At 59.7% G+C, this 25,993-nt stretch carries 22 protein-coding genes and 3 pseudogenes; 13 read left to right on the top strand and 12 right to left on the bottom strand.

Annotated elements, in window-relative coordinates; all coding sequences use genetic code 11:
• Positions 1-73: 73 nt before the first annotated feature.
• The 4 genes and pseudogenes from RTCIAT899_RS32850 to RTCIAT899_RS20260 all read left to right on the top strand — a co-directional run bounded on the left by RTCIAT899_RS32850 (position 74) and on the right by RTCIAT899_RS20260 (position 4,020).
• A pseudogene (locus tag RTCIAT899_RS32850) lies at positions 74-1,328 on the top strand (amino acid ABC transporter permease).
• A gap of 1 nt (position 1,329) precedes the next feature.
• Positions 1,330-2,618, top strand: a pseudogene (locus RTCIAT899_RS20270) (amino acid ABC transporter permease).
• A 24-nt stretch (positions 2,619-2,642) separates the two neighbouring features.
• Positions 2,643-3,422, top strand: coding sequence for an amino acid ABC transporter ATP-binding protein (locus RTCIAT899_RS20265; protein ID WP_085999218.1), 780 nt, complete (start codon positions 2,643-2,645; stop codon positions 3,420-3,422).
• A 283-nt stretch (positions 3,423-3,705) separates the two neighbouring features.
• Positions 3,706-4,020 carry a thioredoxin domain-containing protein gene (locus tag RTCIAT899_RS20260; RefSeq protein ID WP_081598422.1) on the top strand — a complete coding sequence of 105 codons (315 nt, stop codon included), beginning with the start codon at positions 3,706-3,708 and terminating at the stop codon, positions 4,018-4,020.
• On the opposite strand, the gene RTCIAT899_RS20255 is transcribed toward RTCIAT899_RS20260, so the two are convergent.
• Positions 4,007-5,152 carry an ISAs1 family transposase gene (locus tag RTCIAT899_RS20255; RefSeq protein ID WP_004112765.1) on the bottom strand — a complete coding sequence of 382 codons (1,146 nt, stop codon included), beginning with the start codon at positions 5,150-5,152 and terminating at the stop codon, positions 4,007-4,009. The genes RTCIAT899_RS20260 and RTCIAT899_RS20255 overlap by 14 nt on opposite strands.
• Between RTCIAT899_RS20255 and RTCIAT899_RS20250 the strand changes: the two genes are divergently transcribed.
• Positions 5,151-5,471, top strand: a complete 321-nt coding sequence (locus RTCIAT899_RS20250; protein WP_028755235.1) for a DsbA family protein — start codon at positions 5,151-5,153, stop codon at positions 5,469-5,471. The genes RTCIAT899_RS20255 and RTCIAT899_RS20250 overlap by 2 nt on opposite strands.
• A gap of 63 nt (positions 5,472-5,534) precedes the next feature.
• Here the strand turns inward: RTCIAT899_RS20250 and RTCIAT899_RS20245 are convergent.
• Positions 5,535-5,873 (bottom strand): annotated as a pseudogene (locus RTCIAT899_RS20245) (carboxymuconolactone decarboxylase family protein).
• A 498-nt stretch (positions 5,874-6,371) separates the two neighbouring features.
• Between RTCIAT899_RS20245 and RTCIAT899_RS20240 the strand changes: the two are divergent.
• The 7 genes from RTCIAT899_RS20240 to RTCIAT899_RS20215 are packed head-to-tail and all read left to right on the top strand — an operon-like array spanning position 6,372 to position 12,542.
• On the top strand, positions 6,372-8,156 hold the full coding sequence (locus RTCIAT899_RS20240) for a hypothetical protein (protein ID WP_004112731.1): 1,785 nt from the start codon (positions 6,372-6,374) through the stop codon (positions 8,154-8,156).
• A complete protein-coding gene (larC2, locus tag RTCIAT899_RS20235) occupies positions 8,156-8,686 on the top strand; it encodes a nickel pincer cofactor biosynthesis protein LarC2 (RefSeq protein ID WP_004112728.1) in 531 nt (176 codons plus the stop codon). The genes RTCIAT899_RS20240 and larC2 overlap by 1 nt, the downstream gene beginning before the upstream one ends.
• Before the next feature lie 14 nt (positions 8,687-8,700).
• Positions 8,701-10,005: a nickel pincer cofactor biosynthesis protein LarC gene (gene larC / locus RTCIAT899_RS20230; protein WP_004112726.1), complete on the top strand. Its 1,305-nt coding sequence runs from the start codon at positions 8,701-8,703 to the stop codon at positions 10,003-10,005.
• Complete coding sequence (locus RTCIAT899_RS34500) at positions 10,002-10,406, top strand: adenine nucleotide alpha-hydrolase family protein (RefSeq protein WP_004112724.1); 405 nt, start codon at positions 10,002-10,004, stop codon at positions 10,404-10,406. The genes larC and RTCIAT899_RS34500 overlap by 4 nt, the downstream gene beginning before the upstream one ends.
• A 36-nt stretch (positions 10,407-10,442) precedes the next feature.
• Positions 10,443-10,808 carry an adenine nucleotide alpha-hydrolase family protein gene (locus RTCIAT899_RS34495; protein ID WP_004112722.1) on the top strand — a complete coding sequence of 122 codons (366 nt, stop codon included), beginning with the start codon at positions 10,443-10,445 and terminating at the stop codon, positions 10,806-10,808.
• Complete coding sequence (gene larB / locus RTCIAT899_RS20220) at positions 10,805-11,503, top strand: nickel pincer cofactor biosynthesis protein LarB (protein WP_004112720.1); 699 nt, start codon at positions 10,805-10,807, stop codon at positions 11,501-11,503. Before RTCIAT899_RS34495 ends, larB begins: the two co-directional genes overlap by 4 nt.
• The gene (locus tag RTCIAT899_RS20215) at positions 11,496-12,542 is read left to right on the top strand and encodes a HoxN/HupN/NixA family nickel/cobalt transporter (protein ID WP_004112717.1); all 1,047 of its coding nucleotides are present in this window, start codon (positions 11,496-11,498) and stop codon (positions 12,540-12,542) included. The genes larB and RTCIAT899_RS20215 overlap by 8 nt, the downstream gene beginning before the upstream one ends.
• Positions 12,543-12,955: 413 nt before the next feature.
• On the opposite strand, the gene RTCIAT899_RS20205 is transcribed toward RTCIAT899_RS20215, so the two are convergent.
• From RTCIAT899_RS20205 to RTCIAT899_RS20175, 7 genes are all read right to left on the bottom strand, one after another.
• A complete protein-coding gene (locus tag RTCIAT899_RS20205) occupies positions 12,956-14,383 on the bottom strand; it encodes a methyl-accepting chemotaxis protein (protein ID WP_240535385.1) in 1,428 nt (475 codons plus the stop codon).
• Entirely contained in the window at positions 14,365-14,874 is a 510-nt protein-coding gene (locus tag RTCIAT899_RS34155) for a hypothetical protein (protein ID WP_240535384.1), read from the bottom strand. The genes RTCIAT899_RS20205 and RTCIAT899_RS34155 overlap by 19 nt, the downstream gene beginning before the upstream one ends.
• A gap of 172 nt (positions 14,875-15,046) precedes the next feature.
• Complete coding sequence (locus tag RTCIAT899_RS20195) at positions 15,047-16,213, bottom strand: ABC transporter ATP-binding protein (RefSeq protein ID WP_004112713.1); 1,167 nt, start codon at positions 16,211-16,213, stop codon at positions 15,047-15,049.
• Positions 16,214-16,290: 77 nt separating this feature from the next.
• A complete protein-coding gene (locus RTCIAT899_RS20190; RefSeq protein WP_004112709.1) occupies positions 16,291-17,316 on the bottom strand; it encodes a Gfo/Idh/MocA family protein in 1,026 nt (341 codons plus the stop codon).
• A gap of 30 nt (positions 17,317-17,346) precedes the next feature.
• Entirely contained in the window at positions 17,347-18,177 is an 831-nt protein-coding gene (locus RTCIAT899_RS20185) for a carbohydrate ABC transporter permease (protein WP_004112708.1), read from the bottom strand.
• Between the two features lies 1 nt (position 18,178).
• Positions 18,179-19,108, bottom strand: a complete 930-nt coding sequence (locus RTCIAT899_RS20180; RefSeq protein ID WP_004112707.1) for a carbohydrate ABC transporter permease — start codon at positions 19,106-19,108, stop codon at positions 18,179-18,181.
• A 73-nt stretch (positions 19,109-19,181) separates the two neighbouring features.
• Positions 19,182-20,648: an ABC transporter substrate-binding protein gene (locus RTCIAT899_RS20175; protein WP_004112705.1), complete on the bottom strand. Its 1,467-nt coding sequence runs from the start codon at positions 20,646-20,648 to the stop codon at positions 19,182-19,184.
• 271 nt (positions 20,649-20,919) lie between these two features.
• Between RTCIAT899_RS20175 and RTCIAT899_RS20170 the strand changes: the two genes are divergently transcribed.
• On the top strand, positions 20,920-22,173 hold the full coding sequence (locus RTCIAT899_RS20170; protein ID WP_004112704.1) for an ROK family transcriptional regulator: 1,254 nt from the start codon (positions 20,920-20,922) through the stop codon (positions 22,171-22,173).
• 623 nt (positions 22,174-22,796) lie between these two features.
• Here the strand turns inward: RTCIAT899_RS20170 and RTCIAT899_RS20165 are convergent.
• From RTCIAT899_RS20165 to RTCIAT899_RS20155, 3 genes are all read right to left on the bottom strand, one after another.
• Positions 22,797-23,102, bottom strand: a complete 306-nt coding sequence (locus RTCIAT899_RS20165) for a DUF982 domain-containing protein (protein ID WP_004112697.1) — start codon at positions 23,100-23,102, stop codon at positions 22,797-22,799.
• 626 nt (positions 23,103-23,728) lie between these two features.
• Positions 23,729-24,187 carry a phasin gene (locus RTCIAT899_RS20160; protein ID WP_004112695.1) on the bottom strand — a complete coding sequence of 153 codons (459 nt, stop codon included), beginning with the start codon at positions 24,185-24,187 and terminating at the stop codon, positions 23,729-23,731.
• A 377-nt stretch (positions 24,188-24,564) separates the two neighbouring features.
• On the bottom strand, positions 24,565-25,761 hold the full coding sequence (locus tag RTCIAT899_RS20155) for an IS256 family transposase (RefSeq protein ID WP_004110519.1): 1,197 nt from the start codon (positions 25,759-25,761) through the stop codon (positions 24,565-24,567).
• Positions 25,762-25,993 lie beyond the last annotated feature (232 nt).

Genomic DNA, 25,993 nt, shown 5'->3' with positions numbered 1-25,993 from the left:
GCCCCCGCGCCTTTCGCTTTCGCCTCGTCTGCCCGCACCGAAGGCCGCGCAGACCTTCAGGGAGATATCTCGCATGACAATGAAAACCGGTGCTCCGCGCCAGCCGTTTCACCTGGGCATGCTGTTTAACGACACCCGTTATCGAGCACGGACGATCCAGATCCTGGCGTTCATCCTGCTCCTGCTTGCGGCAGCGTGGCTGGTCGACAACACGATTCGCAATCTCGCCGCACTTGGAAAAGACTTCTCCTTCGGTTTTCTATGGAGCACGGCCGGTTACGACATTTCTCCGCATGCCATCGACTACTCCAGCACAAGCACACACGCCCGTGCCGCCGTCGTCGGCCTGCTCAACACGCTGATTGTCGCCGCAATGGCGTGCTTGACCGCATCAATTCTTGGCGTTTTGGCAGGGGTGCTGAGGCTTTCAGACAACTGGATCGTCGCCCGCTTGATGACGGTTTATGTCGAGAGCTTCCGCAACATTCCGGCTCTGCTCTGGATCATCGTCGTAGCTGCGGTGATGTCGCAGGCGATGCCGACACCGAACGCATTTCGCGGCGAGCATCCCACAGCAGCGATAATGCTCTGGGACAGCATCGCGGTTACGAACCGCGGCATCTACCTACCCACGCCCGCCTTCTCGCAAAGCCTGGGGCCGGCTCCTGATGTGCTTGGAGCATTTGATCTCAATTACGTAGCGATTCTGACTATTGTGGCGCTTTCACTCATCGGGCATCGGGGATTGGTAAAAGCACGCCGCGCAGGTCCAAGGCAAAACCGGTCAGCGCCCGGCCACGTGGTGGAAGAGCCTGGGCGTCTTTGCGTTGCCGATGATAATCCTCCTTTACGTACTCGGCTTCCACTTAGACTGTCCGGCCTTGAAGGGCTTGAACTTCACCGGCGGTCTGCAGTTGCGCAATGCCTTCATCGCGCTCTGGATAGGGCTGAGCCTCTATACCGGCGCCTTCATTGCGGAAATCGTTCGTTCCGGCATTCTTGCCATTTCGAAGGGCCAGTCTGAAGCGGCGCATGCGCTTGGGCTCTCCTCAGGACGCACGATGCGTCTGGTAATCTTGCCGCAGGCCCTGCGGGTCATCGTGCCGCCGCTGATCTCGCAATATCTCAACATCACGAAAAATACGTCGCTGGGCCTAGCCGTCGGCTACATGGATCTCCGTTCGACGCTCGGGGGCATCACGATCAACCAGACCGGGCGCGAGCTCGAAGGCATGCTGATGCTGATGCTGACTTATGTCGCGATCAGCCTCAGCATCTCGGCTGCCATGAACATCTACAACAATCGCGTCAGCCTGAAGGAGCGTTGAGATGAACATGCAAAACCTCTCCTTTGTGCGCCAGGACATGGTCGCCGCATCGCCAAGGCCTTCGGGGCGAGGGGGGACGCTCGAATGGACGAGAAAAAATCTTTTCAACAGCTGGCTCAGCACGCTTCTAACAGTCGGGTCCGTACTTACGGTCGCATGGCTCATCGTGGCCGTCGCACCATGGCTCGGCAATTCAGTCTGGCGGGCCAACTCACTTGTCGAGTGTCGGCAAGTCCTGGGCGATGCGCCGGGCGCGTGTTGGGGCGTGATCCGCGACCGCTGGCCGCAGCTTCTCTTCGGTTTCTACCCTGCGCATCTCTACTGGCGGCCGGTGCTGGCATTCGCGCTGCTCTTCGCCGCTTTGGCGCCAGTTCTGCTCCGCGCTTTGCCGCGACGGGCTCTCTGGTTCAGCATCGTCTACCCCGGCATAGCCTATTTCCTGATCTGGGGTGGCAGCCTCTGGTTTCCGATCTCGGTCTATTTCGGCTTCGCTGTCGGCGCTGGACTGTTCATGTTGGCAGCACGGGCCGGAAAAGGGCCGAGCGTCGGCATTGCTGTCATCGGCGCGAGCGTCTGGTGGGTTTATGCGGCCCAGCCGATCTCGTCCCTCGCAGACGGCATGGCTCCAATCGCTCTCGATAGCATCGCCTCGCGCGATGTCGGCGGCTTCCTGCTATCGATCATCATTGGCGTAACAGGGATAGCTATGTCGCTGCCGCTCGGGATCCTGCTTGCACTTGGCCGCCGTTCCAACCTGCCCTCATCCATATGCTGAGCGTCGTGTTCATTGAATTCATCCGCGGCGTGCCGCTGATCACGCTCCTTTTCACGGCTTCGCTGCTGCTCAACTACTTCCTGCCGCCCGGCACGAACTTTGACCTCATCCTGCGCGTTGTGATCATGGTGACGCTCTTTGCCAGCGCCTATATGGCCGAGGTCATTCGTGGCGGTCTGGCCGCTCTACCGAAAGGACAGTATGAGGCGGCGGAAGCGCTCGGCCTTGACTACTGGAAGTCCCAGCAGCTCGTCATCCTGCCGCAGGCCCTCAAGATCTCAATCCCCGGCATCGTCAATTCCTTCATCGGGCTGTTCAAGGACACGACGCTCGTCATGTTCATCGGATTGCTTGACCCGATCGCCCTTGCCGCCGCCATTCGTGCCAACACCAACTGGCAGGGCATATACTGGGAGCTCTTCATCTTCATCGGCGCCGTGTTTTTCGTCTTCTGCTTCAGCATGTCGCGCTACTCGCAATATTTGGAGCGTCGGCTGAAGACCGACCACCGGTAGGAGGATATCATAATGACCAACATCATGATGAAAACGGCGTCGTTACAGGACGACCGGCCAAGTCTTGCAGATATCGCCGTCGAGATTAGCGCCATGAACAAGTGGTATGGCGAGTTCCACGTCCTGCGCGACATCAATCTCACCGTGCAGCGGGGCGAGCGGATCGTCATTTGCGGACCGTCCGGCTCCGGAAAATCAACCATGATCCGCTGCATCAATCGGCTTGAGGAACATCAGGCCGGCAAGATCGTCGTCGACGGTATCGAACTGACCAACGACCTGAAGAAGATCGAGGAAGTCCGCCGCGAAGTCGGAATGGTGTTCCAGCATTTCAATCTCTTTCCGCATTTGACGATCCTTCAGAACTGCACCCTCGCACCGATCTGGGTCCGCAAGATGCCGCAAAAGGAAGCCAGGGAACTCGCCATGCACTTTCTTGAGAAAGTGAAAATACCGGATCAGGCGCATAAATATCCGGGTCAGCTCTCCGGCGGGCAGCAGCAGCGCGTGGCGATCGCGCGAGCTCTCTGCATGAAGCCGCGGCTGATGTTGTTCGATGAGCCGACCTCCGCGCTTGATCCAGAGATGATCAAGGAAGTGCTCGATACGATGATCGCGCTTGCCGAAGAAGGCATGACCATGCTCTGCGTCACCCATGAAATGGGTTTTGCCCAAGCGGTGGCCAACAGGGTGATCTTCATGGATCGGGGTCAAATCGTAGAACAGAACGAACCCAAGGCATTTTTCGGCGCGCCGCAATCGGAACGCACGCGCGCATTCCTCAGTCAGATCTTGGGTCACTAGGCAATAGCTACCGTTGAAGTTTGGGCACTGGCCGTATAGCATTTGATGACACAGCAGTGTCAGTGACGAACCGACTCGGGACTGCACGGACATCTGTTTGAGGCGGTCTAAATCCAAGCACTGACGCCCTGAACTTACCGGCAATCATCCGGAGACATTCATATCTTGGCCAAGTTTCTATTCTCGCGCCTCGCCGCGGGAATTCTCAGTGTTTGGATTGGCAACCTTCCAACCGCATCTAACGCGGGGGACATGATGCACCCGTAGGGCGTGCGGACCGCCGATTGGCTCCGCCTCAGCACCCGTCACCGTGATCGAATACTCGTCGCCGACCTGCCCCCATCGCGTCGAATACCGAACGCATGTCGCACTGCAGATCGAAGAGGAATTCGTCCGCACCGGTAAGGTCAGGATTGTCTTCCGACTAATTGTGCGCAACAATGTGGACATGGTCATCTTGATGCTTGCCGAACGGCAGCCCGCACCGAAGTCCCAGCAAATCCTGGATGCCTATTATGCAAGGCATGACGAGATCGTGCAATCGAGCAACATCGAACAGCACGGCGCTGAATCCGGGTTAACAGTCATGCTCGGATGATTTCGGCCATGTATTGTGGGTTTCTGCCTGCTTTGTTTCGTCTGAGTTTGATACTGCGCTTGTCGTTATGGCTTCGAACCATGTTGATGGCGAAGTGTCGGACGACGGCCATGTTGGCTGGTCCATGCCCGGTTCGAGATCGGGCGGCATCCTCGTTGAAGGTGACGTCGAGTACCCAATGGAGGGAGTTCTCGATGGCCCAATGGCCACGTATGGCCTCGGCGAACTGGAGCGCGGTCATCGACCGCGAGGAGATATAGAAGCGGACCTGGCTGCTTTGCCTGGACTTTTCATAGACTTGTGCTTGCACCTTGACGATGGTGGCGATGGACGGGAAGCGGTATTCGCCGGGAAAGCGCCTGTCGCCGGAGAGCCAGTCGATTTGAGTGGAGACGGTGACCCGCCGCTCTTCGACCCGGCCATGGCCCTTGTCGACTTCGGTCACGGTTGAGGTGAGGTTTGCCGGAGCGTCGGCAAAGAAGCGCTCGATCTCACCCATCAGGCCGGGCTGATTGGCCTTGGCCGCCAGGAGGTAATCAGCGCCTGCATCGAGCACCGCCTGGGCGGTTTTGGCATTGCAGGCAATGGCGTCGATGGTCACGAGCGCGCCTTTCAGGCGATCCTTTTCGGCCAACCGTTCCAGCAGCAAGGGGATGGTGTCCTGCTCACAGCTTGTCGTTGCCACTGCCTCTTGTCCAAGAACCAGCCGTTCACGGGTGGCGAAAGCCGAGACGAGATGCAGCGCCGCCCGGCCGTTGGCCCGGTCATGACTGCCGCGCGAGGTCTTTCCGTCAATCGCCACCAGCGCCGGAGCATCGGGTCGAAGCGTCGCCGCCCAGGATATGAAGCAGTTCGAAAACAGGTCCGGATCGATCCGGTTGAGCAGAATGCGCAGCCAGCGCGAACCCGGTATGCCATGGTGATAGGGAAGAAACCGACGTAAAAACGCCAGGTTATCCTCCCCCCATTCGACGATCTCGTCAAAATCGTCGCATGCGCCGATCGTCCCGCAAACGACCAGAAGAAGCACCTCGGGTAACGGATGGGCGACCCGCCATTGCTCCCGCTCATCCTCAACGAGACTAAAATGGTCCAGCAAAACCCGCAGCCGCGGGCGATCGTCTTCAAACATGTCGGCCTCCAAATCACCGACACTCTTGAATCACACCCAAACCGTTCAGGGAAGAAACGTTAACCCGAGTTCAGAGCCGTGCATCGAACAGACACTGCGTGAAATCGGACGCTCCGTTGGGATCGACAAAGACGTGTTCAACAGGGCAGTGGCGGACCAGGCCATCCTTGAGCGTCTGAACAAGCTCACCGACCAGGCGACTGACGAATTCGAGGTAGAGGGAACGCCTCCCTTCTTCGTCAACGGCAAGAAAATCACTGGGGCGCCGAGCCTTGAGGAGATGCGCAGCGCAATTGCCGCTGCTCTGAATGGGCATTGACCTCCCATTTGGTTGACTGGCGGAGAAGGCCCATTCCTTCTCCGCACTTCCTTCGTATCGTGCTCAGCCGGCGACGGTATCGAAGGCATCCAGCACGCGCGACGAATAAACCAAAGCTGCACCGGCGTTGAGCGCAATCGCGACCCCAAGTGCCTCGGCAATTTACTCCCGCGTGGCGCCGACTTTCGCTGCTTCGGACGTATGGCTGGCGATGCAGCCGTCACAACGCGTGGTCACCGCAACGGCAAGGGCGATCAGTTCCCGGGTTTTGGCGTCCAACCGACCGCTCTTCTGACCTGCGCCACCGAGGGTACGAACGCCCTCAAGTGTCGCCGGCGAAAGCCGGCCAAGTTCGGTTACGCGTGAGGACAGTTCCTGCCGGTATTTTTCCCAGTCGAGCATTCGAAAGTTCTCCGTGAATTTGGGCTGATGCAACGCGATGTAAGAGCCGCAGCCTTCATCTTTGGTCAGGCCGCGACCACATCTCGGAAAGGAGTATGGAGAAAACTTCATCAACTGAAATGGTATGATTTCACGAACCCATGAGCACCAATCATGCTTGTTGCCGGACAACCCTTGGACAGAGAGACCGCGAGTTGGAGAGACGACCTTGAGCGGCGGCCCAAATACGCGAAGCCGAATGGGCCCGCATTGTCTGCGGGGGCTTCAGAAATATTAACAGGGCAGCGCGCCATTATGAATGTTGCTCATGGAGACATGAGATAGTGCCACTTATCGCAATAATGACCCTGTGATATTCCCTGACGTTACCTGCGCGCCGCGCATACGGCAGATCGACGGACGGTGCGCGCTCGTTGCGAGAAAAGCCACTGGCTGATTTCGACGCTCGGCTGTTGCGGATCATGATCGCTGCCCGCCGGAAATAAAGGGAGAGGACCAATGTCGAGATTTTCGGCCGAACGCGAGAAGGTGATTCTGGCTTCGGTCATGGCGGCCAATGCCAATCCCGGCTGGTTGACCAGCGATCGCGTCGAGGCCCTGACCGGCGGCCATGGCATGCTCAACATCCCGGTCGTTGCAGTCTGCAACGTCATCGCGGCCGAACTGCGTCGTGGCATAAGCCCGGAAGTCAAGTTCGCCGATGCCGTGCGCCAGCCGATCGATGACCTTCTGACCAAGAGCATTGCTGTCGCCACGGCAGCCGGCGCCGACGGCGCCAATGCGGCGCTGATCGCGGCAACGCTGCTCTATCTCTGCGGCGCCAACGCCCAGGTCGGCATTCCTGCCGGTAACCGCAAGCTCGGCTCTTCGGCGCGCATGATCGCTGGCGTCAGCCGCTCCGGCCTTGCCGCCGTGCCGACGGCGAAGATGAACAACAAGATCTCGGGTTTCGCCGCCGTTGCGGCCGTCTACGAAGCCATGATGAAGGGGGAGCTCTCGCCGGTCCAGGGCCGTGACATTCCGGAAGGCGTGGGCGGCGGCGTGATGGTCGGCCACGGCGCGCTGGGCGAGGATTTGATTTTTCCCGGCATGGCCGAACGAGGGGCTGCCATCGGGACCAAGGCGATGATGGACGCTATGTCCGGCGCCGGCATGCCCAGCCAGAAGTTCCTCTCAGCCCTTTTTGGCGCGGCGGCGATCCTGGAAATCATCCATTCGGATGCCGACGTGGCCGAGGAATATGGCCCCTACGGCAAGGTCACCAGTGCTTTCGTCGCGGGGCGATCCGCCGTTCGCACCGCCGGCCTGCCCGAGAAAATACATGTCCGCATCACCGGCAAGGAAGTCGAGACCGCACGGCTGATCGGCGATCTCGGCCTGATCCTCAAGGATATCGGCGGGCCGACCGTGATCGGCATCATGGCGCTTGATGAAATCGTCTCGGTCTTCGAAGAAGGGATCTGCGGCGCGGGCGCGGGTCCCGTCAATCCGCCGCTCGGCCATATCTGCGGCGATGCGGTCATTGCGCTGATGTGTCTGTTGCAGGATGGTTCGACGGAACAGAGCGTGGCGCGCGCGCTACGTGCCCGTCGCCTTGGCTTCAGCTTCGATCCGGAAACTGCGATGGTGGCGATGAACATCGTTGCCCGCAAGGCGACGCAGATCTGCAACGGGCCGGTCACCGATGCAATGATCATGTCCTCCACCCCCATGGTCACCAAGGCGCTGCATGCCCGTGCGGCGCGCAGCTATGACGATCTCATGGCGGGCAGGAGCGTCGGCGAGATCGTCCGCGCGATGGACGAGGAGCGCCAGCTACTGGTGGAGACACGCGGGTCGGAATTCCTGAGCAAGGTGAAGGGTACCAATATCAAGGTTCATTTCACCAGGATCAGCAAGGGTGCGCGGCGATCGAGCAAGATGGCGGCGCGCTGGCTTGCCTTCGATCCGGCGCTCGACGCCGAAGTCACCGTCGGCGACGAGACGATCCATATGGAAGGCATCATCAACGCCGTGATCCCCGAAGTCGCGCAGGGCATCGGCAAGGAACGCGCGCCGTTCCTCACCGCACTTGCGCCGATCGCCAGCGAACTGCTGCTCGCCGGCAATGTAATTATCAACGTCACCATCCCGGCCGTCGTCGCCGCCGCCATGGGCAAGATGAGTGCGTCGGATGCGACGGGCGAAGCCCAGTCGGCAGGCCTGATTTCCGCCGGCATTCCCGGCACCAAGACCAAGGCAGAGGCAGCCGCCCTGGTCGCCGTCGAATCCATGGCGTTCTGATGGCGGGCGGCGTCATCCTCCTGATGGCCCAGATCGATGACGCGCCGGGCGAGTTGCTCGGGCACGTCATCGAGAAGATGGGCGAGATGGGCGCCAAGAATGTCCAGCTCCTTCCGAGTCTGGGCAAGAAGGGCCGCCCGTCCTATGTCCTGCTGGTTGACATAAACGCCGAAGACGAGCCGGACTTCGCCGGCCTGCTGGTCGGTGACCTCGGAATCTGGGGCTATCGGGCTCTCGAATCCCAGTACAAGCATTTCGACATCAGGCGTTATCGGACGCAACTTCGGCTAACGTGGAACGGCGGTGAACAAAGCTTTCCGCTGCGCCTCAAACGCATCCTGAGCGAGGGCGTGTTCATGCGGGCCAAGGCCGAACATGACGACCTCGTGGCGTTTGCGGAGCAGATGAAAGATCGTCTGCCTATACCGGTCGCAGTGCTGAAGGCGGCGATCGAGACCAGCGTCGGATCGGCAGAACCTGGCGAGACCCTGCACGTCGACCTGTCCGGTTGGCAGCATTCGGAACGATGAAGGAGGTGGGCCTCATGCATATCCATCTTGATGTTCTGGGTGGCATCGCCGGCGACATGTTCGTCGCCGCGATGTTGGACGCATGGCCCGAGCTGGTTGGAACGGTAGAGAGAAATCTTCGTCTGGCAGGTCTGGACGAAGACGTGCAGGCGGTCTTTCGGGCACACAATGATGGCGTGCTGACCGGCAGCCGCTTTGACGTCACGAAGACCGGCTCCGAACAGGAAGCTTCCGGTCCTGATCCTCATCGCCATTCTCAAGGACATGGCCATGCGCATCATCATCACCATGACGAACATGGACATGCTCATCCTCATGAGGAGCATGTCCATAATGGCGACCACAGCCACAGCCACCACCATCACCACACCCATTGGCGCGACCTTCGCGCCATGCTCGACGGCAGCCGTTTGCCGGAGGGCGTCAAGCGCGCGGCCATAGCCATCTTCCACGAACTCGCCGTGGCCGAAGCCGCAGTACACGGCAGAAACGTCGGTGACGTAGCTTTCCATGAAGTCGGCAACTGGGATTCGATTGCCGATATCGTGGCGGCAGCTACGTTGATCGACGCTGTTGGGGCCAAAAGCTGGTCGGTGGGTTCGTTGCCGATCGGGCGAGGCTGGGTCGAGACCGATCACGGGCGACTGCCCGTTCCCGCTCCCGCCACGACTCTTTTGTTGCGCGGGTTTGCCTTTCATGATGACGGTCGCCACGGTGAGCGCATCACGCCGACGGGAGCGGCGATCCTGTCCCATCTCTCGCCCGCGACAAGCCTCGGGTCGTCGCCTCGACTGCTCGAACGCACCGGTATCGGCTTCGGCACAAGACGCCTGCCCGGCATGAGCAACGTGCTTCGCATCCTGGCGTTCACCGAGGAGGGTGCAGCACAGGATCGGGTCGGCGTCATCCAGTTCGACATCGACGACCAGACCGGCGAGGAACTGGCCGTCGCCCTCGACCTTGTTCGCGCGGCCGAAGGTGTGATCGACGTGACCCAGACGCCGACCTTCGGCAAGAAGGGCCGCATGATGGCCTCGGTTCAGGTTCTCGCGCGCGTGGATGCGATCGACGCAATCGGAGCGCTCTGCCTGCGGCAGACCACGACGCTTGGCCTGCGCAGCCGGATCGAAGCGCGCACGGTCCTGCCGCGACAGTCGGTGACAACCGAGGACGGGATAAGGGTGAAGCTCGCCGACCGGCCCGGTGGGATGACGGCCAAGGCGGAAATGGACGACGCCCAAGGCGTTGATCGGAGCCACAAAGCCCGCGCCGAATTGCGCCGCCGGGCCGAAGCTGAGGCGCTGGAGCAAAAGTCATGATCGCGAAGGAAACCTCTCTCGCCCGTCTCAATGCCGTGTTCGACAGCGCCCGGCACGCGGCCGTGGCTGTCTCCGGCGGCGTCGACAGTATGACGCTCGCGTTTGTGGCGCATCGTCGGATGGGAGCTGACGTGATCATGTTCCACGCCGCCTCGGCCGCCGTTCCCCTGAGCGCCACCGAACGGGTCAAAGACTATGCAGCCCGTCATGGCTGGGACCTACGGATCATCGATGCGGGGGAATTTGCCGACGAACGTTATCTCGCCAATCCCTCGAACCGCTGCTTCTTCTGCAAGTCCAATCTCTACGGCACCCTGTCTTCGCTTTCGGCAGCGCAGCTCTTTTCCGGCACGAACACGGACGATCTTGGCGATTGGCGCCCTGGCCTCAAGGCGGCCTAAGCCAATGGTGTACGTCATCCCTTTGTCGAGGCCGGCATGTCCAAGGCAGATGTCCGTGCCATGGCGTCCGCCTATGATCTTGCTGACCTCGCCGAACTGCCTTCAGCGCCCTGCCTGTCGAGCCGCGTTGAGACGGCTCTCAGGATCGAACCCGAGATCTTGCAAGCCATCGATCGGGTCGAGATGCTGCTGCGGCGCGAGCTCTCGCCGGGAACGGTGCGCTGCAGGGTGCGGCAAACCGGGGTGGTTGTCGAACTCGATGAACCGACGCTGTCGAAACTCTCTGGCGATAGTCGCGCGCGCCTCGTGGGGCAGATTTCAGAGGCGTTCGGTAGTCGACGGCCGATCGATTTCCAGGCATACGCCCGAGGCAGCGCCTTTTTGCGGGAGCGAAATTCATGAACGAAGAAGTCCGGCTGGATTTCCAGCGCACAGAGCGCGTGGGATTCGATGAGGCAGTACTCTGCGCCCGGAAATCCGATGCGCAGCTTGCCACGATCATGGACCGCGTTTTAGAGCGCGGCACACGCTGTCTGTTGACGCGCCTCGAGGCGGAGGTCTTTGGTCGCCTCGCGCCGGCCTATCTTGAACGATTGGACTACGACCCCATCTCGCGGACAGCATTCCTGAATTGGACCCCGCCTGCCGAACAGCAAGCACCCGATATCGCCGTCGTGTCGGCCGGAAGTTCGGACATGCCCCAGGCCGCCGAGGTCTTGCGAACGCTGGCTTATCTCGGCGCCCCGACCAGACAGTTCATCGACATCGGCGTCGCAGGCCTATGGCGGTTACTGGAGCGGGTCGAGGAATTGCGGACTTTTCCCGTTATCGTCGCGGTTGCAGGCATGGACGGCGCTCTTCCCAGCGTGCTCGGCGGGCTCGTTCCCGGCGTGATCATCTGTCTTCCGACATCGACCGGGTACGGCGTGTCGAACGGAGGAGAAACCGCCCTGCACGCGGCACTCGCCTCATGCGCGCCCGGACTGACCGTCGTAAACATCGACAATGGCTACGGCGCCGCCTGTGCGGCGTTCCGAGCGCTCAGCATGGTCCGGCGGGTGTCTGTTCAAGATGGCAAGGGACGTCCGAATGCGTAGCCCTTTCGATGACGAACCGCTTTACGCCAAAACAAAAATTGCCATCGTTTATGCCTTGCTGGTCGCAGCCAACGTCCTGGCTTGGATCTGGGCTTGGACTTCGTTCTCCGATCGACCGGCACTGCTTGGCATGGCCCTTGTCGCCTATATGCTCGGTGTCCGTCACGCGTTTGATGCAGACCATATCGCCGCGATCGACAATGTCGTGCGCAAGCTTATGCACGAGGGTCGGCAGCCGTTTTCGGTTGGATTCTTCTTTTCGCTCGGCCATTCCAGCATCGGCGTTCTGGCGTCGCTTGCCGTTGCCATCACCGCCTATGCAATGCAGAGCCAGACTGAGGGTTTCCACGACATTGGCGGCGTAATCGGCACATCCGTCTCAGCACTGTTCCTGCTGGTGATCGGAATTGCCAATCTCGTTATCCTGAAACCTATCTGGGACGCCTTTTCGCGAGCGCGGCGTGGCGAGGAAATTGTCGATGAGGACCTTGATGCGCTGCTGGCTGGACGAGGCTTGCTGGCCCGCGTTTTTCGCCGCACCTTCAAGGTGGTCACACGCTCCTGGCATATGTATCCGATCGGCTTTCTCTTAGGCCTCGGCTTCGACACCGCCACGGAAATCGCTTTGCTGGGCGTTTCAGCTTCGCAGGCCGCGCAAGGCTTGTCGTTCTGGACGATCCTTGTGTTCCCGGCCCTCTTCACAGCCGGCATGTCGCTGATGGATACGACGGACAGCGCTCTGATGACGGGCGCCTACGGCTGGGCCCTTATGAACCCCGCCCGCAAGCTCTGGTACAATCTGACGGTCACCGCCGCCTCGGTGATTGTCGCGATCTTAATCGGAGGCGCAGAAGCGCTCGGCCTGATTTCCGACAAGCTCGGCTTGCGGGGCACTTTGTGGGAGGCAATCGCCACCTTTAACGACAGCCTTGAAAATCTCGGCTTTGGTGTCGTGGGCATCTTCATCGCGAGTTGGGTCGTTTCGGCAATGATCTATCGCATGAAAGGCTATGACCGCATTCACGCGAACGTATCTTGAGAAGGGAACGTACTCGACCCAAGCGAAGCACGCCGCCATATTTGCCGTGAGGTCAATGTAACGGTCGATGGAAGTTCATCTTCCTCAGCGCGTCCTCTATAGAGCTCGCGCCGACCGAGGTGACCGCCTGCTCAAGATAGGATCGGATGTCTGCCTCGCTCTTTCCTTCCAACAACGCGATTTCTGCGATGCTTCTGCCGAGCGCTATCCACAGCAGGCAAGACCTTTCAATCGGTGAGAGTATCCATTTGGGCATCAAACACCTTTTGCGAACTGATCACCTCGTCCGTGGAATCCTGGCTCGCCAACCTGTTCGAAGGCCGCTTGCAACTTACGACCTGTCCGCCCAGGCCATAACCATTCAGAAACGCACCGATGCCTAGGGCGCGACCGCTTAGGAGCGGGCCGTCGTATCAATGCTCGGCAACCTTGCGTGAGCCCTCCAAAGCACCCTTGACATCAGCGACGAGACGTAGCGCGGGCGAACCTGCCGACATCGGAAGGTCGCCTGACCGCTCAAAAGCTTGCAAAAGGTCCTCAGAGGCGTCGAGCCGAAACTCGGTGACGATATCCTGCAGACGCCGGACCTCCCCTGCCAGCGATGTGCTTGCCGAAGTATATTCCTCGGCCATGGAAGCGTTTTGCTGGGTGACATGGTCCATCCGGTTCACAGCGCTGTTGATCTCCGTAAGGGCAGCGGACTGCTCGTTTGCAGACGTCGCAATGGCAGAAAGCTGGCTGCTGATCAGGCCTACCTCCTCCTCAATCTTTTCGAGCGTTCGTCCCGTTTCCTGCACCAGCTTTACCCCGGAACTCACTTCGCCCGTCGAATTGCGGATCAGTTCCTTGATCCCCTTGGCCGCCTGGGCAGATCGTTGAGCAAGTTCTCGGACTTCCTGGGCGACAACCGCAAAACCTTTGCCGGCTTCGCCGGCCCGGGATGCCTCGACGCCAGCATTCAAGGCAAGCAGGTTCGTCTGAAACGCTATCTCGTCGATGACACCGATGATATTCGCGATCTCGTTGGACGAATGTTCGATGCCCTGCATAGCCGAGATCGCCTTTGCCATCACGGCCGCAGAATTGCGTGCCGACGTATTCGCGTCCGCTGCCGCGCGGCGGGCCTCCTCGGTGCGCCTGGAGGAATTCGAAACTCCTTGTGTAACCTGATCAAGGGCGGCGGCGGTTTCCTCAAGAGAGACCGCCTGCTGCTCGGTCCGCTTGGAAAGCTCGAGGGCACTTTGGCTTATTTCCGATGTACCGCCATCGATCGCCGCAGTGGCGACTGCCACCGTCCGGAGGCCGGTTGCCAATTGCTCGCGCGCAGCGTTGAAGTCGGCGCGCAGTTGCTCGAATTCGCTGGCAAACGGTTGTTCCAGTCGGAACGTGAGGTCGCCACTGGCAAGATGCTTCAAACCTTCAGCAAGGCTGGAGGTGGCCTCCGTCATCTTGCTTACCCGCTCCCGCTCTAACTCTTCCGCACGCACACGTTCGCGCTCGCGCGCCTCGCGGCCAGCTTCGACGTCTCTTTCCATCTCGCGTGCTCGCAACCCATTGTCTTTGAATATCTGCACCGATTTCGCCATCATGCCCAGCTCGTCGCGACGATCGGTTCCTTCGACAATTGCCGAGAGATTGCCGCCCGCCAGCGTCGTCATCGTGTCGGCGATCCGCCGGATCGGCTTGACGATCCAGGCGCGAACGGCAAGCACGCCCAGAACCAGCACCGCTGCCAAAGCGATCACGGCGCCGCCCATTGCCCTTTTCGACGTATCGGAGGCCAAGGCGGAAACGTCGCTGCGCTTTTGGTCGGCATCCTCGATCATCTTGGCTGCCGCCACTGAAATCTCGGCGATATTGCCGCGAATGCCGGTTGGCACATGCTCAGAAAGAGCTGCTGGACCATGGCGATGCTGGCCTCGCTGTCTGCCGTTCGGCCAACAGCGATTGCCGCACCGCATGTCGTCGTCAAGATTGCGAACCCATCCGTCTTCAACGGCGGCAAGTCGGCTTGCGCCGGTAACGCGGCGATCGCCAGATCCATGGAGGCGACGAAGCTTTCCTGCGCCTCCTTGAGGCTTTCTTCAGCACGCACCCTGCCGTCTTTGGAGCGCGCCATGATCATGTCGCCGATATTGGCGCGGGCTGTCTGGAGGCTTCGGTTGGATTGGGCCAGGTGAAGGGCGGCGGCTGCGTTCTTTGTCAGGAGGTCGGTGTAGGCTGCGTCGATCCTGAACAACTCCCGGGTCTCGTAGAGGGAGAGGCCGAGGGCCACCAGCCCGAACATGCCGACAACGACGAAGAACTTGCCAACGATTGGAACGTGTTTCACACGCCACTCCCCTTTGAGATGATGTTGATATCCGCGTTCGCAAACACGGGGTTCCAAAAAGCCAGCCACTAAAAAAAGGGGCTGCCGCCGAGACCTGAATGACGACAGCCCCAGTCGCCCTGGGAGGCAGGCAAGACGACCGGAAATCCGAGCGCTTGCTCGTTTCATCCGGTCAGTCGCGAATGGCAGCTCCTGTTTGCGGATCGAACCAGTGCAGCTTTTCCAGATGGACGGTCAGCGGCAGGCGCTTGTTGGGCGCGGGCGTCGATACTGGCGGGATACGCGCCACCAGCCGGTTCGTGCCCTTTCGTTTGAACTCTGGCGGATCCTCCACGTCGCTGATGTCGACGGGCGGAGAGGCAATGTCGAAAAAGACGAAGGTGTCGGGGCCGAGCGCTTCGGCAACCGGGATCGGCTCGTTGAACAGCGCTTCATGCTCTTTGCACACCAGAAACATTTCCGGGCGTATCCCGGCGATCACCTGCCGTCCGGCATAGGCAGACAATGCGGCACTCGCGGGAACCGGAAACGCAATCCCGGTTCCCGCGATCGTCGCGCGCAGGCTTGCCCCGTCCGCCTCAAGGTCGGCCCGGACGAAATTCATCGCAGGCGAACCGATAAAACCGGCAACGAACAAATTCGCCGGCCGGTCGTAAAGCCGCTGCGGCGTGTCGATCTGCTGCAGGTTGCTCTCGCCGGCATCAGCGACAGGCTTCAGCACAGCAACCCTGTCACCCATCGTCATCGCTTCGACCTGGTCATGGGTGACGTAGAGCGTAGTAACGCCAAGACGCTGGTTTAAAAGCTTGAGCTCGGCCCGCATCTGGACGCGCAGCTTGGCGTCGAGATTGGACAGCGGTTCGTCCATCAGGAATGCCATCGGATGACGGACGATCGCCCGACCCATCGCGACGCGCTGTCGCTGACCGCCGGAGAGCGCGCCCGGCTTGCGGTTCAGGTATTTCGTAAGGTCGAGCATCTCGGCTGCGTCGCGCACAAGCTTCTCGATCTTGTCCTTCGGCATTTTGCGCTGCTGCAGGCCGAAGGCCATGTTCTCGTAGACCGTCATGTGCGGATACAGCGCATAGTTCTGGAATACCATCGCGATGTCGCGGTCCTGCGGCTCGGTGTTGGTGACATCCTGATCGTCCATAAGCAGCCGGCCGCTATTGAGCTGCTCGAGCCCGGCCGCCATCCGCAGAAGCGTAGATTTGCCGCAGCCCGACGGTCCGACCAGCACGACGAATTCACCGTCGCCGACCGTGAAGCTCACATTGGCGACGGCGACGGTCCCGTCCGGATAGGTTTTTCCAATCCCGTCAAAGGTCATGGACGCCATATAGTTCTTCTCCCAGTATCACGTGGCGAGGCAAGTCATCGGGTCGGATGGCGTGCCTCGTAAGATTGGTCACGCCATCAGCCGATGGTCACGGGCTTGCCGCTGGCGACGGACTCCTCAATCGCAGCCAGTACCTTGGTGTTGGCAAGCCCATCATTGGCGTCGGCAAGCAGGGGCACGCCACGCACGACGCTATCGACGAAGCGCGCGATGGATTCCTGCACGAAGCCGCCGATGCGGGTTGCACCCGTCGGCGTCATGCCGATGTAGTCGTTGAACCGCATGCCACCATCGACGATACGGCGCAGGCCGCCGCTATGGGTGGGATCAGCCTGGATCTGACCCTTTTCGCCGACGACTTCCACCTTGAAATCGACAAGCGAAGGGTTGTCGCGCGACAGGATCCAGCTGTTTTCCATGGTCACGACAGTGCCTCTGGAAAATTCGAGGATCGAGGCATGGAAATCCTTGGTGTCGACGCCGCCGGCGGCAAGCGTCCCGGAACGGGCCACGGCGTAGACGCGGGTCACCTCGTCTTCGAGGATGAAGCGCAATACATCGACCAGATGGCTGCCCAGGAACCAGAGTGCGGAGGATTTCGCGGCCCAGCTCAGCATTTCGAAGGGAACGAAGGTCGTGTTGGAAAGGCGCGCCGTGCCGTGCTTGGCAAGCCCGATTTGGCCCTCCTGGATCATGTCGCGAACCTGCGCCAGGATCGGGTTCACACGATTGTGGAAGTCGATCATCAACTTGCCCTTGGACTTTGCGGCAGCCTCGGCGATCTCTTCTGCTTCCTTGACTGTGGTCGCGAGGGGCTTTTCGCTCAAGACATGTTTGCCGGCCTTGAGCGCTGCAAGGATGATCGGTGTGTGGGTAAAGTCGGGTGTGGCGACGGACACCGCGTCGATCCGGTCGCTGGCGATGAGCTTCTGATAGTCGGTGAACGCTTCGATTGCGCCAAAACTCTCCTTCATCTTCAGCGCCCTGCCCTCGTCGAGGTCGCAGACGCCAACCAGTTCGGTCTCCGGCAGCACGTTGAAGGTGTGGGCGTGGTTATTGCCCCAAAGGCCGGCGCCGATGACGCCGATGCGAAGTTTGCTCATTTTATATGACTCCATTCAAACCGTAAAAGATCAGCCCTTCACCGAGCCGAAGGTGAGACCGCGCACGACGTAACGGTCGAAGACCAGGAAGATGATCATCGGCGGGATCATCGCGAGCACGGCGGCGGCTGCGATGTAGTTCCAGGTCACGCCGCTGGTGGCGAAATATCCGAGCGTTCCGATCGGAAGGGTGGCGGTTGAACGCGAGCTCAGCACCAGTGGGAAGGCCGCGTTGTTCCAGGCAAAGACGAAAGCGAACATCGAGGTGACAATGATCCCGGGGCGGACGATCGGCAGCGTGATGCGCCACATGATCGTGTGCCAGCGGGCGCCGTCGACGCGGGCCGCCTCCTCCAGCTCCGCCGGCACCTCGTCGATAAAGCTCTTCATCAGCCAGACCGAAAACGGGATCGTCAACGTCTGCAGCACCAGCACCATCGACAAATACGAACCTTGCAGGCCGACCCGCGTGATCAACACGAAATACGGAATCAGGAAGGCAATCGGCGGCGCCATCAACAGGCCGAGATACCAGAGCATGATGTTCTTCTTGCCCCGCATCTTAAAGCGCGAGAGCGCGTAAGCGGCAGGCACCGAGAACGGCAGATTAAGCAACACCGCGCCGATCGCCACGATGAGCGAGTTCACGAGTTGCGGCGCGTTCGTGCCAGGATCGACGAGGATGTGGCGGAAGGCATCCAGCGTCGGTTCGAAGGTCACTTGCGGGGGCATCGCGAACGCTGTTTCTGCCGGCCGGATAGCGAGCGCCAGAAACCAGAGGATCGGGCCGATGAAGACCGCCAGGAACAAGAGGCCGGCGGCATAGGTGAGCGCAGTATAGAAGGTCTTGCGGCTGGCCATGTCACCACTCCTCATTGCGGAAGGCGAAGAACACGTAGAGGGCGATGATGACGTTGACGATCAGCACCGTGATCCACGTCTGGGCACTCACCAACCCGACATTGAAGTTCACCAGACCCTGTTCGTAGAGCGAATAGCCGAGTGTGCGTGTCGAGGTCCCCGGCCCGCCGCGGGTCAGCACCAGCACCGTGTCGAAGGTGTTGAAGATCTGCATGAAGCGCAGCATGACGATGATGGTCGCGGTGCGCCGGATGAGAGGCAGCTTGATGCGCATCAGGATCGTCCAGGCCGATGCGCGATCGAGACGCGCCGCCTCGATGATCTCGTCGGGAACGGAAAGCAGGCTCGCATAGAGGACGATGGCGAAGAACGGCGTCCACTGCCAGATGTCGACGAAGAGTATGGCGGCAAGCGCAGTCGTCGGTGACCCGAGGATGCCCTCCGCCGGCACCGGTAGCCAGAGCGACTGCAGCACCCATGTCACGAGACCGCCGCCCGGATCATAAAGATAGCGAAACAGGAAGCCGACGACGATCGGCGCGATCGTGGTTGGCAGGATCAGCAGCGCGCGTACGACATTCATGCCGGGCAGCGCCTTGAGCAGCACCAGTGCGATCGCCAGGCCGAGCGAAAACTCAATCGCCGTGCCGAGCACCGAAAGGATCAGCGTGTTGGTAAGTGCGGCGCGAAAATCGAACGCATCGAGCGCCTGGACGTAATTGTCGATGCCGACGAAAGCCAAAGGCTGCGGCCCGACCTGCAAGTTCCAGAAGTAAAAGCTGGATTTGAGAGCGAAGAGCAGCGGGTAGGCGATCAGCGCCAACAGCATAATCACGGAAGGCGCGATCAACAGGTAAGGCAGGTTGCGGCGGACGAAGCCGCGCCGGACGGGCGTAAGCGTTGGCAAGGAGCGAATGGCTGTCGTGTGCATCGTCGAAGTCCAGTTCTTCTTGGCGGATGACCGCCGGCGCGAGCGTTTCCGCGCCGGCCCGAGAAGAATTCCATTACGCCTTGCCGAGCTTGCCGATCAGCGCCTTGGCGCCGTCGAGCGTGTCAGCGTAGCTTTCCTTCTGGTAGGGGATCATCAGATTGCCCTTGAGGATGCTTTCGAAGAGGCTGTTGGCGCGCTCCAGCGCGGTCTTCGGATCTTCGCTGCCGGTCAGAAGCTGGTTGAGCGTCAGGCCGAGCACACTTTCGACCGCGGTATAACCCGGAACCGGCGGACGCGTTATCTTGCCGTTGCCCTGCTTCATCATGTCGTACTGGACATCGAGGTATGAATAGATCTTCTTGACGTCCGCGTCTTCGTAGAGCGACTTGCGGGCAAAATCCGAGAACTGGAAATTGAGGTCCGGCCACTCAGCCATCTTCTTCTGGGTCGCCTTTGACGTCGCCCACTTTATGAAGGCGTAACCGTTGTCCTGCCGGTCGGAACTCGACGGGACGCCAAGGCTCCAGCCGCCGAGGCTGACTGTCTGCGCCACGCCATCTGCCTTCGGCAGGGCTGCGGTCGCATACTTGTCCATGACATCGGACTTCTTGCCGGTCATGTAGCCGGAGTTCTTGACCAGGTAGAAATACGGCGTCCACCAGTAGAACATGCCGATATCGCCCTTGGCGAAACGGGTGCCGGCATCGAACCAGACGTAATTGATCGCCTCGGGCGGCGAGAGCTTGTAAAGCTGCCGGTAGACCTCGAGCGACTTTGACCAGGCAGGACCTGTGAGCTGCGGCGAGAAGTCCCACGGTGCGCCGGGGAAGGATTTGAACCAGTTCGCGCCGTGACTGGCGGAAAGCTGGGTGAACATATGGGTGATCGGGGACGGCTGCGATCCGCAGATCACCGTCGGGAAGAGCGGCTTGCCACCGAAGGACTTGCCTTCGAGCGACTTCAGCGTCTCGATGTACTTCGTCCATGTCCAGTCTTCAGAGGCCTTTGTCGGTGGCGCGGCGATGCCGAAGCTGTCGAAGATGTCCTTGCGGTACATCACCCCTTGCGCATAGGCCGCAACCGGCAGTGTGGCGATCTGCCCGCGCCACATGTTCGACGAATAGAGGACCTCGGGAATGAAGTCGGCGAGATCGATATCACTATCCTTGGCGATGTAGTCGTTGAGCGAGATGATCCAGCCGTTGTCGAGATACTGCCCGAGCCACATCTGGTCGACCGCGATGACGTCCGCGTCCGACGTCTTGGCGACGAAGGCCGAGACAAGGCGGGTCTGCAACGCGTCGTAAGAGAGGCTTTCGAGCTCGACCTTGATGCCCGTTTCCTTTTCGAATTCCGGGATCATGGCTTTCATCGAGAAGAAGAATGGATCTTCGACCGACAGAACGCGTATGGTCTTCGCGTCTTGGGCAGACGCACGCCGTGGCGCGACAAGCGCGCCCGCGCTCGATGCCAAGAGAGCGGCGACAGATGCCGACTTCAGCATGTTCCGGCGCGACATATTTCCAATATCGAATGTCATGTGGTGCCTCCTCAGTTGTTCTTAAATCCAACCTCATCCGACCACGGGAAACCTTCACGGCGCCGAGCTCGAGTTCGATTGTTACCCCTCATCTGCCATTGCCAACAGTTTGTTTGTACTTCGCACAAACTTATGGTACTGTCAAGAAGGTGCGTTCGGGCGTTCCCGCGGCTAAAGCCTCCGCATCTGTTGCGGTAAGCCATCAAGCGCCATCTGGTCGAGCAAGCGCTCTCAAGCTAGAACGACGGGGCTGGCAAATCGGAGATGCAAGTTGAAGTTCGAGAATCAGCCATCCTATTCGCTGGGGCAGCGCGGTCCCAACAAGGACACGCTTGCTGGCGAAAGTGGCAATGTAAGGCTCGTTTCGCAGTCGACCCTCGGCGAGATCAATCGCGGTCGGGTGCTGCAGGCGTTGTACGACAACGGTCCGAAAAGCCGCGCCGAGCTTGCCCGTCTGGCGGGCGTCAATCGCACGACGATCACGGGAATCGTCCAGCCGATGATCGAGGAGGGCCTGCTCGTCGAAGGCGACGCAGTGCCCTCAGACTTCAAGGGCGGTAAGCCGGCGCGTCCGATCTATTTCAATCCTGAAGCACCAATGCTAGGCGCCGTGCTTCTCTTGCCCGGCAGGATCCAGACATGCCTTGTGACGCTCAGCGGCGATATCAAAGCCCTCACCAAAGCGCAATTCGATCCGCATGGCGATAGGGGTGCGTTCCTGGCGATCATCAAGGACACCTTGTCCGCGACGCTTTCCCAAGCCCACCAGGCACCGTTCGGGATCGGCATCGCCTCGGGGGGCATGATCGACAGCGACAACGGGGTGATCCTCGCCGTCAATCTTGCGCCCGTTCTGACTGGCCTCCACTTGGTCGATATCCTGCAGGCGCATTTCTCATTGCCTGTTGTCATCGACCATCATCCGCGCGCGCTTCTCGTTGGCGACCGGTGGTTCGGGCCGGGACGGGGCCAACAAAACTTCGCGGCGATCTATACCGGTGAGGTATTGGGCGGCGCTTTCTACATCGACGGACGGGTCTACCGGGGCCTTGCCGGCTCCGGCGGCGAACTAGGCCATACCGTCGTGCAAATCGATGGGGAACTCTGCAATTGCGGCAAGCACGGATGCTGGGAAACAGTCGCCGCCCTACCCTGGCTGCGGCGTGAAGCGGCCCGACTTGGCTTCGCAAACCCTGAAAGCGTCACCTGTGCTCGCCTCGTCAAAGAGGCAGCAGAAGGCGCCGAAGCTGCGAATGGTCTGCTGGACCGCTATACCAGAAACGTCGCCTTCGGGATCCTCAACCTGCAGCAGACCCTGTCACTCAACTCCTATGTGCTGCATGGGGACATTGCAGGCGGCGGCGCGGACGCGGCCGAACGCGTCAGGCAACATGTCGAACGGTTGGTCAAGAAGCGACCGAACCAGGAGATTTCGATCACGCTGAATGGCATCGGAGAAGGTCATACGGCATTGCGAGGGGCCGCTGGCTTGGTCTTGTCCAGCCACCTGAAGCTCGTCATCTAGGCGGGATACGATCCCGGCGGCGAAACGGCCAACGACGCGGCTGAGCCATTGTGGTTTCAATTGTCGGGAGGTCACAAAACTATCGATCTCGCCGCACAAGCGGGCCGCTCGCGCTTTGTCTGGGAGGGGTCTTTCTCCAGCACAATCTCGGATACCCAATGAAAGTTCCGTGAGGCAATCGATAAGGGCGTAAGGGCCAATCATGGTCTGCGTATTGCTTCAAGTAGCGGCTGCTTGATCGCTTGATCGGATTGCTATCCCAGCGGCTCTTAGTTCGATCGGGGGAACGACAACATGCAGTGCCGGCGATCGCTAGATTGCAGAACGTCGATTGCACGCGCGCGCTCGTGCAACTCCGATAGACGACTGCGAATTTGCCGTGCTCGTTGAATAATGTATCGAATGTGAGATCGACAAGAAGGAGATACGTCTGCGCTACGCGAAGCTGCTCGGCAAGCGCACTCATTCACACCTTGCTCGTTTCGGTGCATGATCAACCGGCCGTTGTCGCCAAGGTCGACCACACCGCCAAGGAACTAGCCTTCATCAGACGGTCGACGGGGGCGATCTGGATTGGACTTGAAAGCGCAAGTCCAGCCTTGAGCAAAGCGGGACCATCCAAATCATTGGACGAGAGCCCGCCGAGCGATTCGTCCCGGGTGGGCGTTCGGCTTGGCTTTCAAAGGGGCCACCATGCCGGCTTCGAGGCAAGCGGCCATGAATGCCTCTCGTGCAACGACGGCGGCTACGCCGCCATTGAGGGCACCGCGACAGGTCCTGATGGCACGCTGATGGCGCTCGCCATAACGCAATGGCCATTCGTTTTCGAGAAAATCCAAAGCATCGTAAACGCCCGCAAACGTCCGCTCAAGACCACACTGCAGTCGGATAGTGACCAGACGAGTCCAGGAGACATCGGTTATCGGCATCCTATTTTCCTTTCCAATGTCACCTGTGACCATCCGGCAAATATTGGAATAACTTTCGCGCGTTCAAGAGTCGGAACGACGCGAAGTCGCCTTGATCGAGCCAGCAGGGGGCGACCCTCAAGGCAGAGCGGGTGGCAAACGTCGCCTGTTACGATGCGACGCGATATCGTGAAACTTGCCACCGCCTACGGCAATAATCGCAAAGCCTTTTCTCTGATCGTGCGTGGTGCGGCCAACCAAGCCGCTCCCTTGCGAAGATCGCACCGACTGACGATCGTAGAACGGGAGAGTCGTCGTTAGCTGCGATGATCAGGATGGCGCAAGGTATCGAGCAACTAAGCCCTTGCTAGCCGCGCGCCTCCCGACGACCACTTCAAAAAAGCGGTTATTGCCGAGGCTGCGACCGCGTCAGTTTCCTTGCTTCGGCAATTAAGCGCTATCACATCCCACGGCTCCTTCTGTCAAACAATTCTTTAGTGGCCTTGGATTCTCTAAACGAAACTAGGATCATGATCCGTCGATTGAAATTGCGAACACAACAGATCGTAGGGTAGCGCTCGTCTTCCTCCTAATTAAGACGGAGGGTACAACAGTCCCATAGGACGTTGTTGCACTGGCCAGCCAATTTATACTGCCTTGAGGTCCGCCAAAAATTTGTCAAATGCATTGTTGATCGGCTTGGCGATCTCAGCCACTGCCTTGCTCGCCAGTGCCCGGAATTCCTTGGCATTCTCGATGCTGGTGTCTACGCGCTTGTGCAGGAACGCCGATTGGAGTTCGAAGACCTGTGACGGCGAGTTCGCGCCGAACAACGCTTGCAAATGCGAGAAACCGGCCACCGCATTCGCCTGCAACGCAGCGACGGACTTAAGCGACAATTCGTAGCCGGCCAGCGTTGCGGTTTCGAAGATCGGAGTGAGTATTTTTTGCGCCTCTTCAGCGCTCGACGCGAATTTAAAGAAAGCTTCGGTCAACTGTTTGTTCCCCTTTTCTACGGATGCCCCGATTTGATCGGCCACCTTCAGAGGCGATGATGCTGAATTTTCGATTGTTTCAAAGGACCTTTCTGAAACCTTGGTGGTCATAGTGCTATTCCTTCTCACGTTGTTTGTTAATGTCGCTAGGCACGGCGATATTGTTGAAAAATTTGATCCTGAGAGTATCACCTGGCAGTTTGGACATGGACAAATGCGGAACTCAGTTTGACGGCCGTTCTTCAGAAACGGATCCGAGAGATCCGAATTGGCTCCGTTACCGCCTGGTTTAGGAAGGCGGCCATATACTTGGCTGCTTCTTGCCGCCTAACGACGAGTACGTGCAAACTCGATGCCAACTAGGCATACGCTTTCAAAAAGGTGTTTCCGAGTATTGTTCTGCCGCTTGCGCGCAAATCTTCAGATCATGTCCCAGGACGTGGTGTAGCTTAGACGACCACGGCTCATCCCAGAGGGTCGGATGAGTATCAGCTTGCTGCTGGCAGGCTGATGAGCGGATCATCGCTCATTGTGGCGATTGTCTCAAGTGTCATGTAGCGGGATCGCTGGACGGCCCATTCATCGTTCTGTTCGAGCAGCAGCGCACCGACCAGGCGCACGATGGCGTCGTCGTTGGGGAAAATGCCGACGACCTCTGTGCGCCGCTTGATCTCACCGTTCAATCGCTCAATGGGGTTGGTCGAGTGAAGTTTGGCCCAATGCTGCTTGGGAAAGGTCATGTAGGCGAGCACGTCTTGCTCGGCACTGTCCATGAGACTGGCGAGCTTCGGTACCTTTGGCCTGATCTGGTCGGCGACGTTGCGCCACTGAGTGCTTGCGGCCTCCGGCGTGTCCTGAGCGAAGGCCGTTGCAATGAACGCGGAGACAACCCGGCGTCCGCTCTTTCCAGCATGGGCCAAGGCATTGCGCATAAAGTGCACCCTGCAGCGCTGCCAGGTGGCGGAAAGCACTTTCGATACTGCGGCCTTGATGCCCTCATGGGCATCGGAGACGACGAGCTTGACGCCGCGCAGCCCCCGCCTGATCAGCTTTCGAAGAAACTCGGTCCAGATCGCCTCGGCCTCGGACGTGCCGATCTCCATGCCGAGCACTTCGCGTCGGCCATCGGTGTTGACGCCGACGGCGATGATTACGGCGACGGAGACAATACGACCACCGCGCCGAACCTTGAGGTAGGTCGCATCGATCCACAGGTAGGGCCATTCTCCTTCGATGGGCCTGTCGAGGAAGGCCTTCACCTTCTCATCGATCTCCTCGCAGAGCCGGGACACCTGACTTTTGGAGATGCCCGACATGCCCATGGCCTTGACGAGGTCATCAACAGAGCGGGTCGAAACACCCTGGATATAAGCCTCCTGGATGACCGCCGTCAGAGCCTTCTCGGCCATGCGGCGCGGCTCCAGGAAGCTCGGGAAGTAGCTGCCGGTGCGAAGCTTGGGAATGCGCAGCTCGACGGTGCCCGCCCGTGTCTCCCAATCCCGGTCGCGATAGCCGTTACGCTGGGCCAGCCGGAAGCCATTCTTCTCGCCATAGGCCGCGCCGGTCTTCGTGCCGACCTCCAGCGCCATCAGCTTCTCGGCAGCAAAGCCGATCATCTCCCGCAGCAAATCGGCATCAGCGCTCTTCTCAACGAGTGAGCGCAGGTTCATCATGTCGTCGGTCATCGGTGGTGTCCCTCAGGTTGGCTCTAAGCAACCCGACCCTACCGGAAATCACCGATGGCTATGAAATCAAGCTACACCACTCCATGGGACACGATCAATCTTCAGACTGCAACGCGTCTGCTATGTCGCTTATTGTCGGACTCAAGACTTTTTTGAACGCCAGATAGATCGACCCTCGGAGTGATCGCTCTGCCGTAGACCCACTTTTGTTTGGCACGAAACTTGTGTGTTT

Origin of the sequence: Rhizobium tropici CIAT 899 (assembly GCF_000330885.1) — a bacterium.
Classification (GTDB): Bacteria; Pseudomonadota; Alphaproteobacteria; order Rhizobiales; family Rhizobiaceae; genus Rhizobium; species Rhizobium tropici.
Note: the sequence above shows the minus strand (reverse complement) of the source record. Positions and strands in the feature narration are given on the sequence as shown.

What these genes read in the sequence shown, in the direction of transcription:
- RTCIAT899_RS20155 (WP_004110519.1), bottom strand. Translation starts at nt 25,761, where the DNA reads ATGACCGACGACATGATGAACCTGCGCTCACTCGTTGAGAAGAGCGCT.
- RTCIAT899_RS20165 (WP_004112697.1), bottom strand. Translation starts at nt 23,102, where the DNA reads ATGCCGATAACCGATGTCTCCTGGACTCGTCTGGTCACTATCCGACTG.
- RTCIAT899_RS20160 (WP_004112695.1), bottom strand. Translation starts at nt 24,187, where the DNA reads ATGACCACCAAGGTTTCAGAAAGGTCCTTTGAAACAATCGAAAATTCA.
- larC (WP_004112726.1), top strand. Translation starts at nt 8,701, where the DNA reads ATGCATATCCATCTTGATGTTCTGGGTGGCATCGCCGGCGACATGTTC.
- RTCIAT899_RS20215 (WP_004112717.1), top strand. Translation starts at nt 11,496, where the DNA reads ATGCGTAGCCCTTTCGATGACGAACCGCTTTACGCCAAAACAAAAATT.
- RTCIAT899_RS20255 (WP_004112765.1), bottom strand. Translation starts at nt 5,152, where the DNA reads ATGTTTGAAGACGATCGCCCGCGGCTGCGGGTTTTGCTGGACCATTTT.
- RTCIAT899_RS20175 (WP_004112705.1), bottom strand. Translation starts at nt 20,648, where the DNA reads ATGACATTCGATATTGGAAATATGTCGCGCCGGAACATGCTGAAGTCG.
- RTCIAT899_RS20180 (WP_004112707.1), bottom strand. Translation starts at nt 19,108, where the DNA reads ATGCACACGACAGCCATTCGCTCCTTGCCAACGCTTACGCCCGTCCGG.
- larB (WP_004112720.1), top strand. Translation starts at nt 10,805, where the DNA reads ATGAACGAAGAAGTCCGGCTGGATTTCCAGCGCACAGAGCGCGTGGGA.
- RTCIAT899_RS34500 (WP_004112724.1), top strand. Translation starts at nt 10,002, where the DNA reads ATGATCGCGAAGGAAACCTCTCTCGCCCGTCTCAATGCCGTGTTCGAC.
- RTCIAT899_RS20195 (WP_004112713.1), bottom strand. Translation starts at nt 16,213, where the DNA reads ATGGCGTCCATGACCTTTGACGGGATTGGAAAAACCTATCCGGACGGG.
- RTCIAT899_RS20240 (WP_004112731.1), top strand. Translation starts at nt 6,372, where the DNA reads ATGTCGAGATTTTCGGCCGAACGCGAGAAGGTGATTCTGGCTTCGGTC.
- RTCIAT899_RS34495 (WP_004112722.1), top strand. Translation starts at nt 10,443, where the DNA reads ATGTCCAAGGCAGATGTCCGTGCCATGGCGTCCGCCTATGATCTTGCT.
- RTCIAT899_RS20190 (WP_004112709.1), bottom strand. Translation starts at nt 17,316, where the DNA reads ATGAGCAAACTTCGCATCGGCGTCATCGGCGCCGGCCTTTGGGGCAAT.
- RTCIAT899_RS20250 (WP_028755235.1), top strand. Translation starts at nt 5,151, where the DNA reads ATGTCGGCCTCCAAATCACCGACACTCTTGAATCACACCCAAACCGTT.
- RTCIAT899_RS20185 (WP_004112708.1), bottom strand. Translation starts at nt 18,177, where the DNA reads ATGGCCAGCCGCAAGACCTTCTATACTGCGCTCACCTATGCCGCCGGC.
- RTCIAT899_RS20265 (WP_085999218.1), top strand. Translation starts at nt 2,643, where the DNA reads ATGATGAAAACGGCGTCGTTACAGGACGACCGGCCAAGTCTTGCAGAT.
- larC2 (WP_004112728.1), top strand. Translation starts at nt 8,156, where the DNA reads ATGGCGGGCGGCGTCATCCTCCTGATGGCCCAGATCGATGACGCGCCG.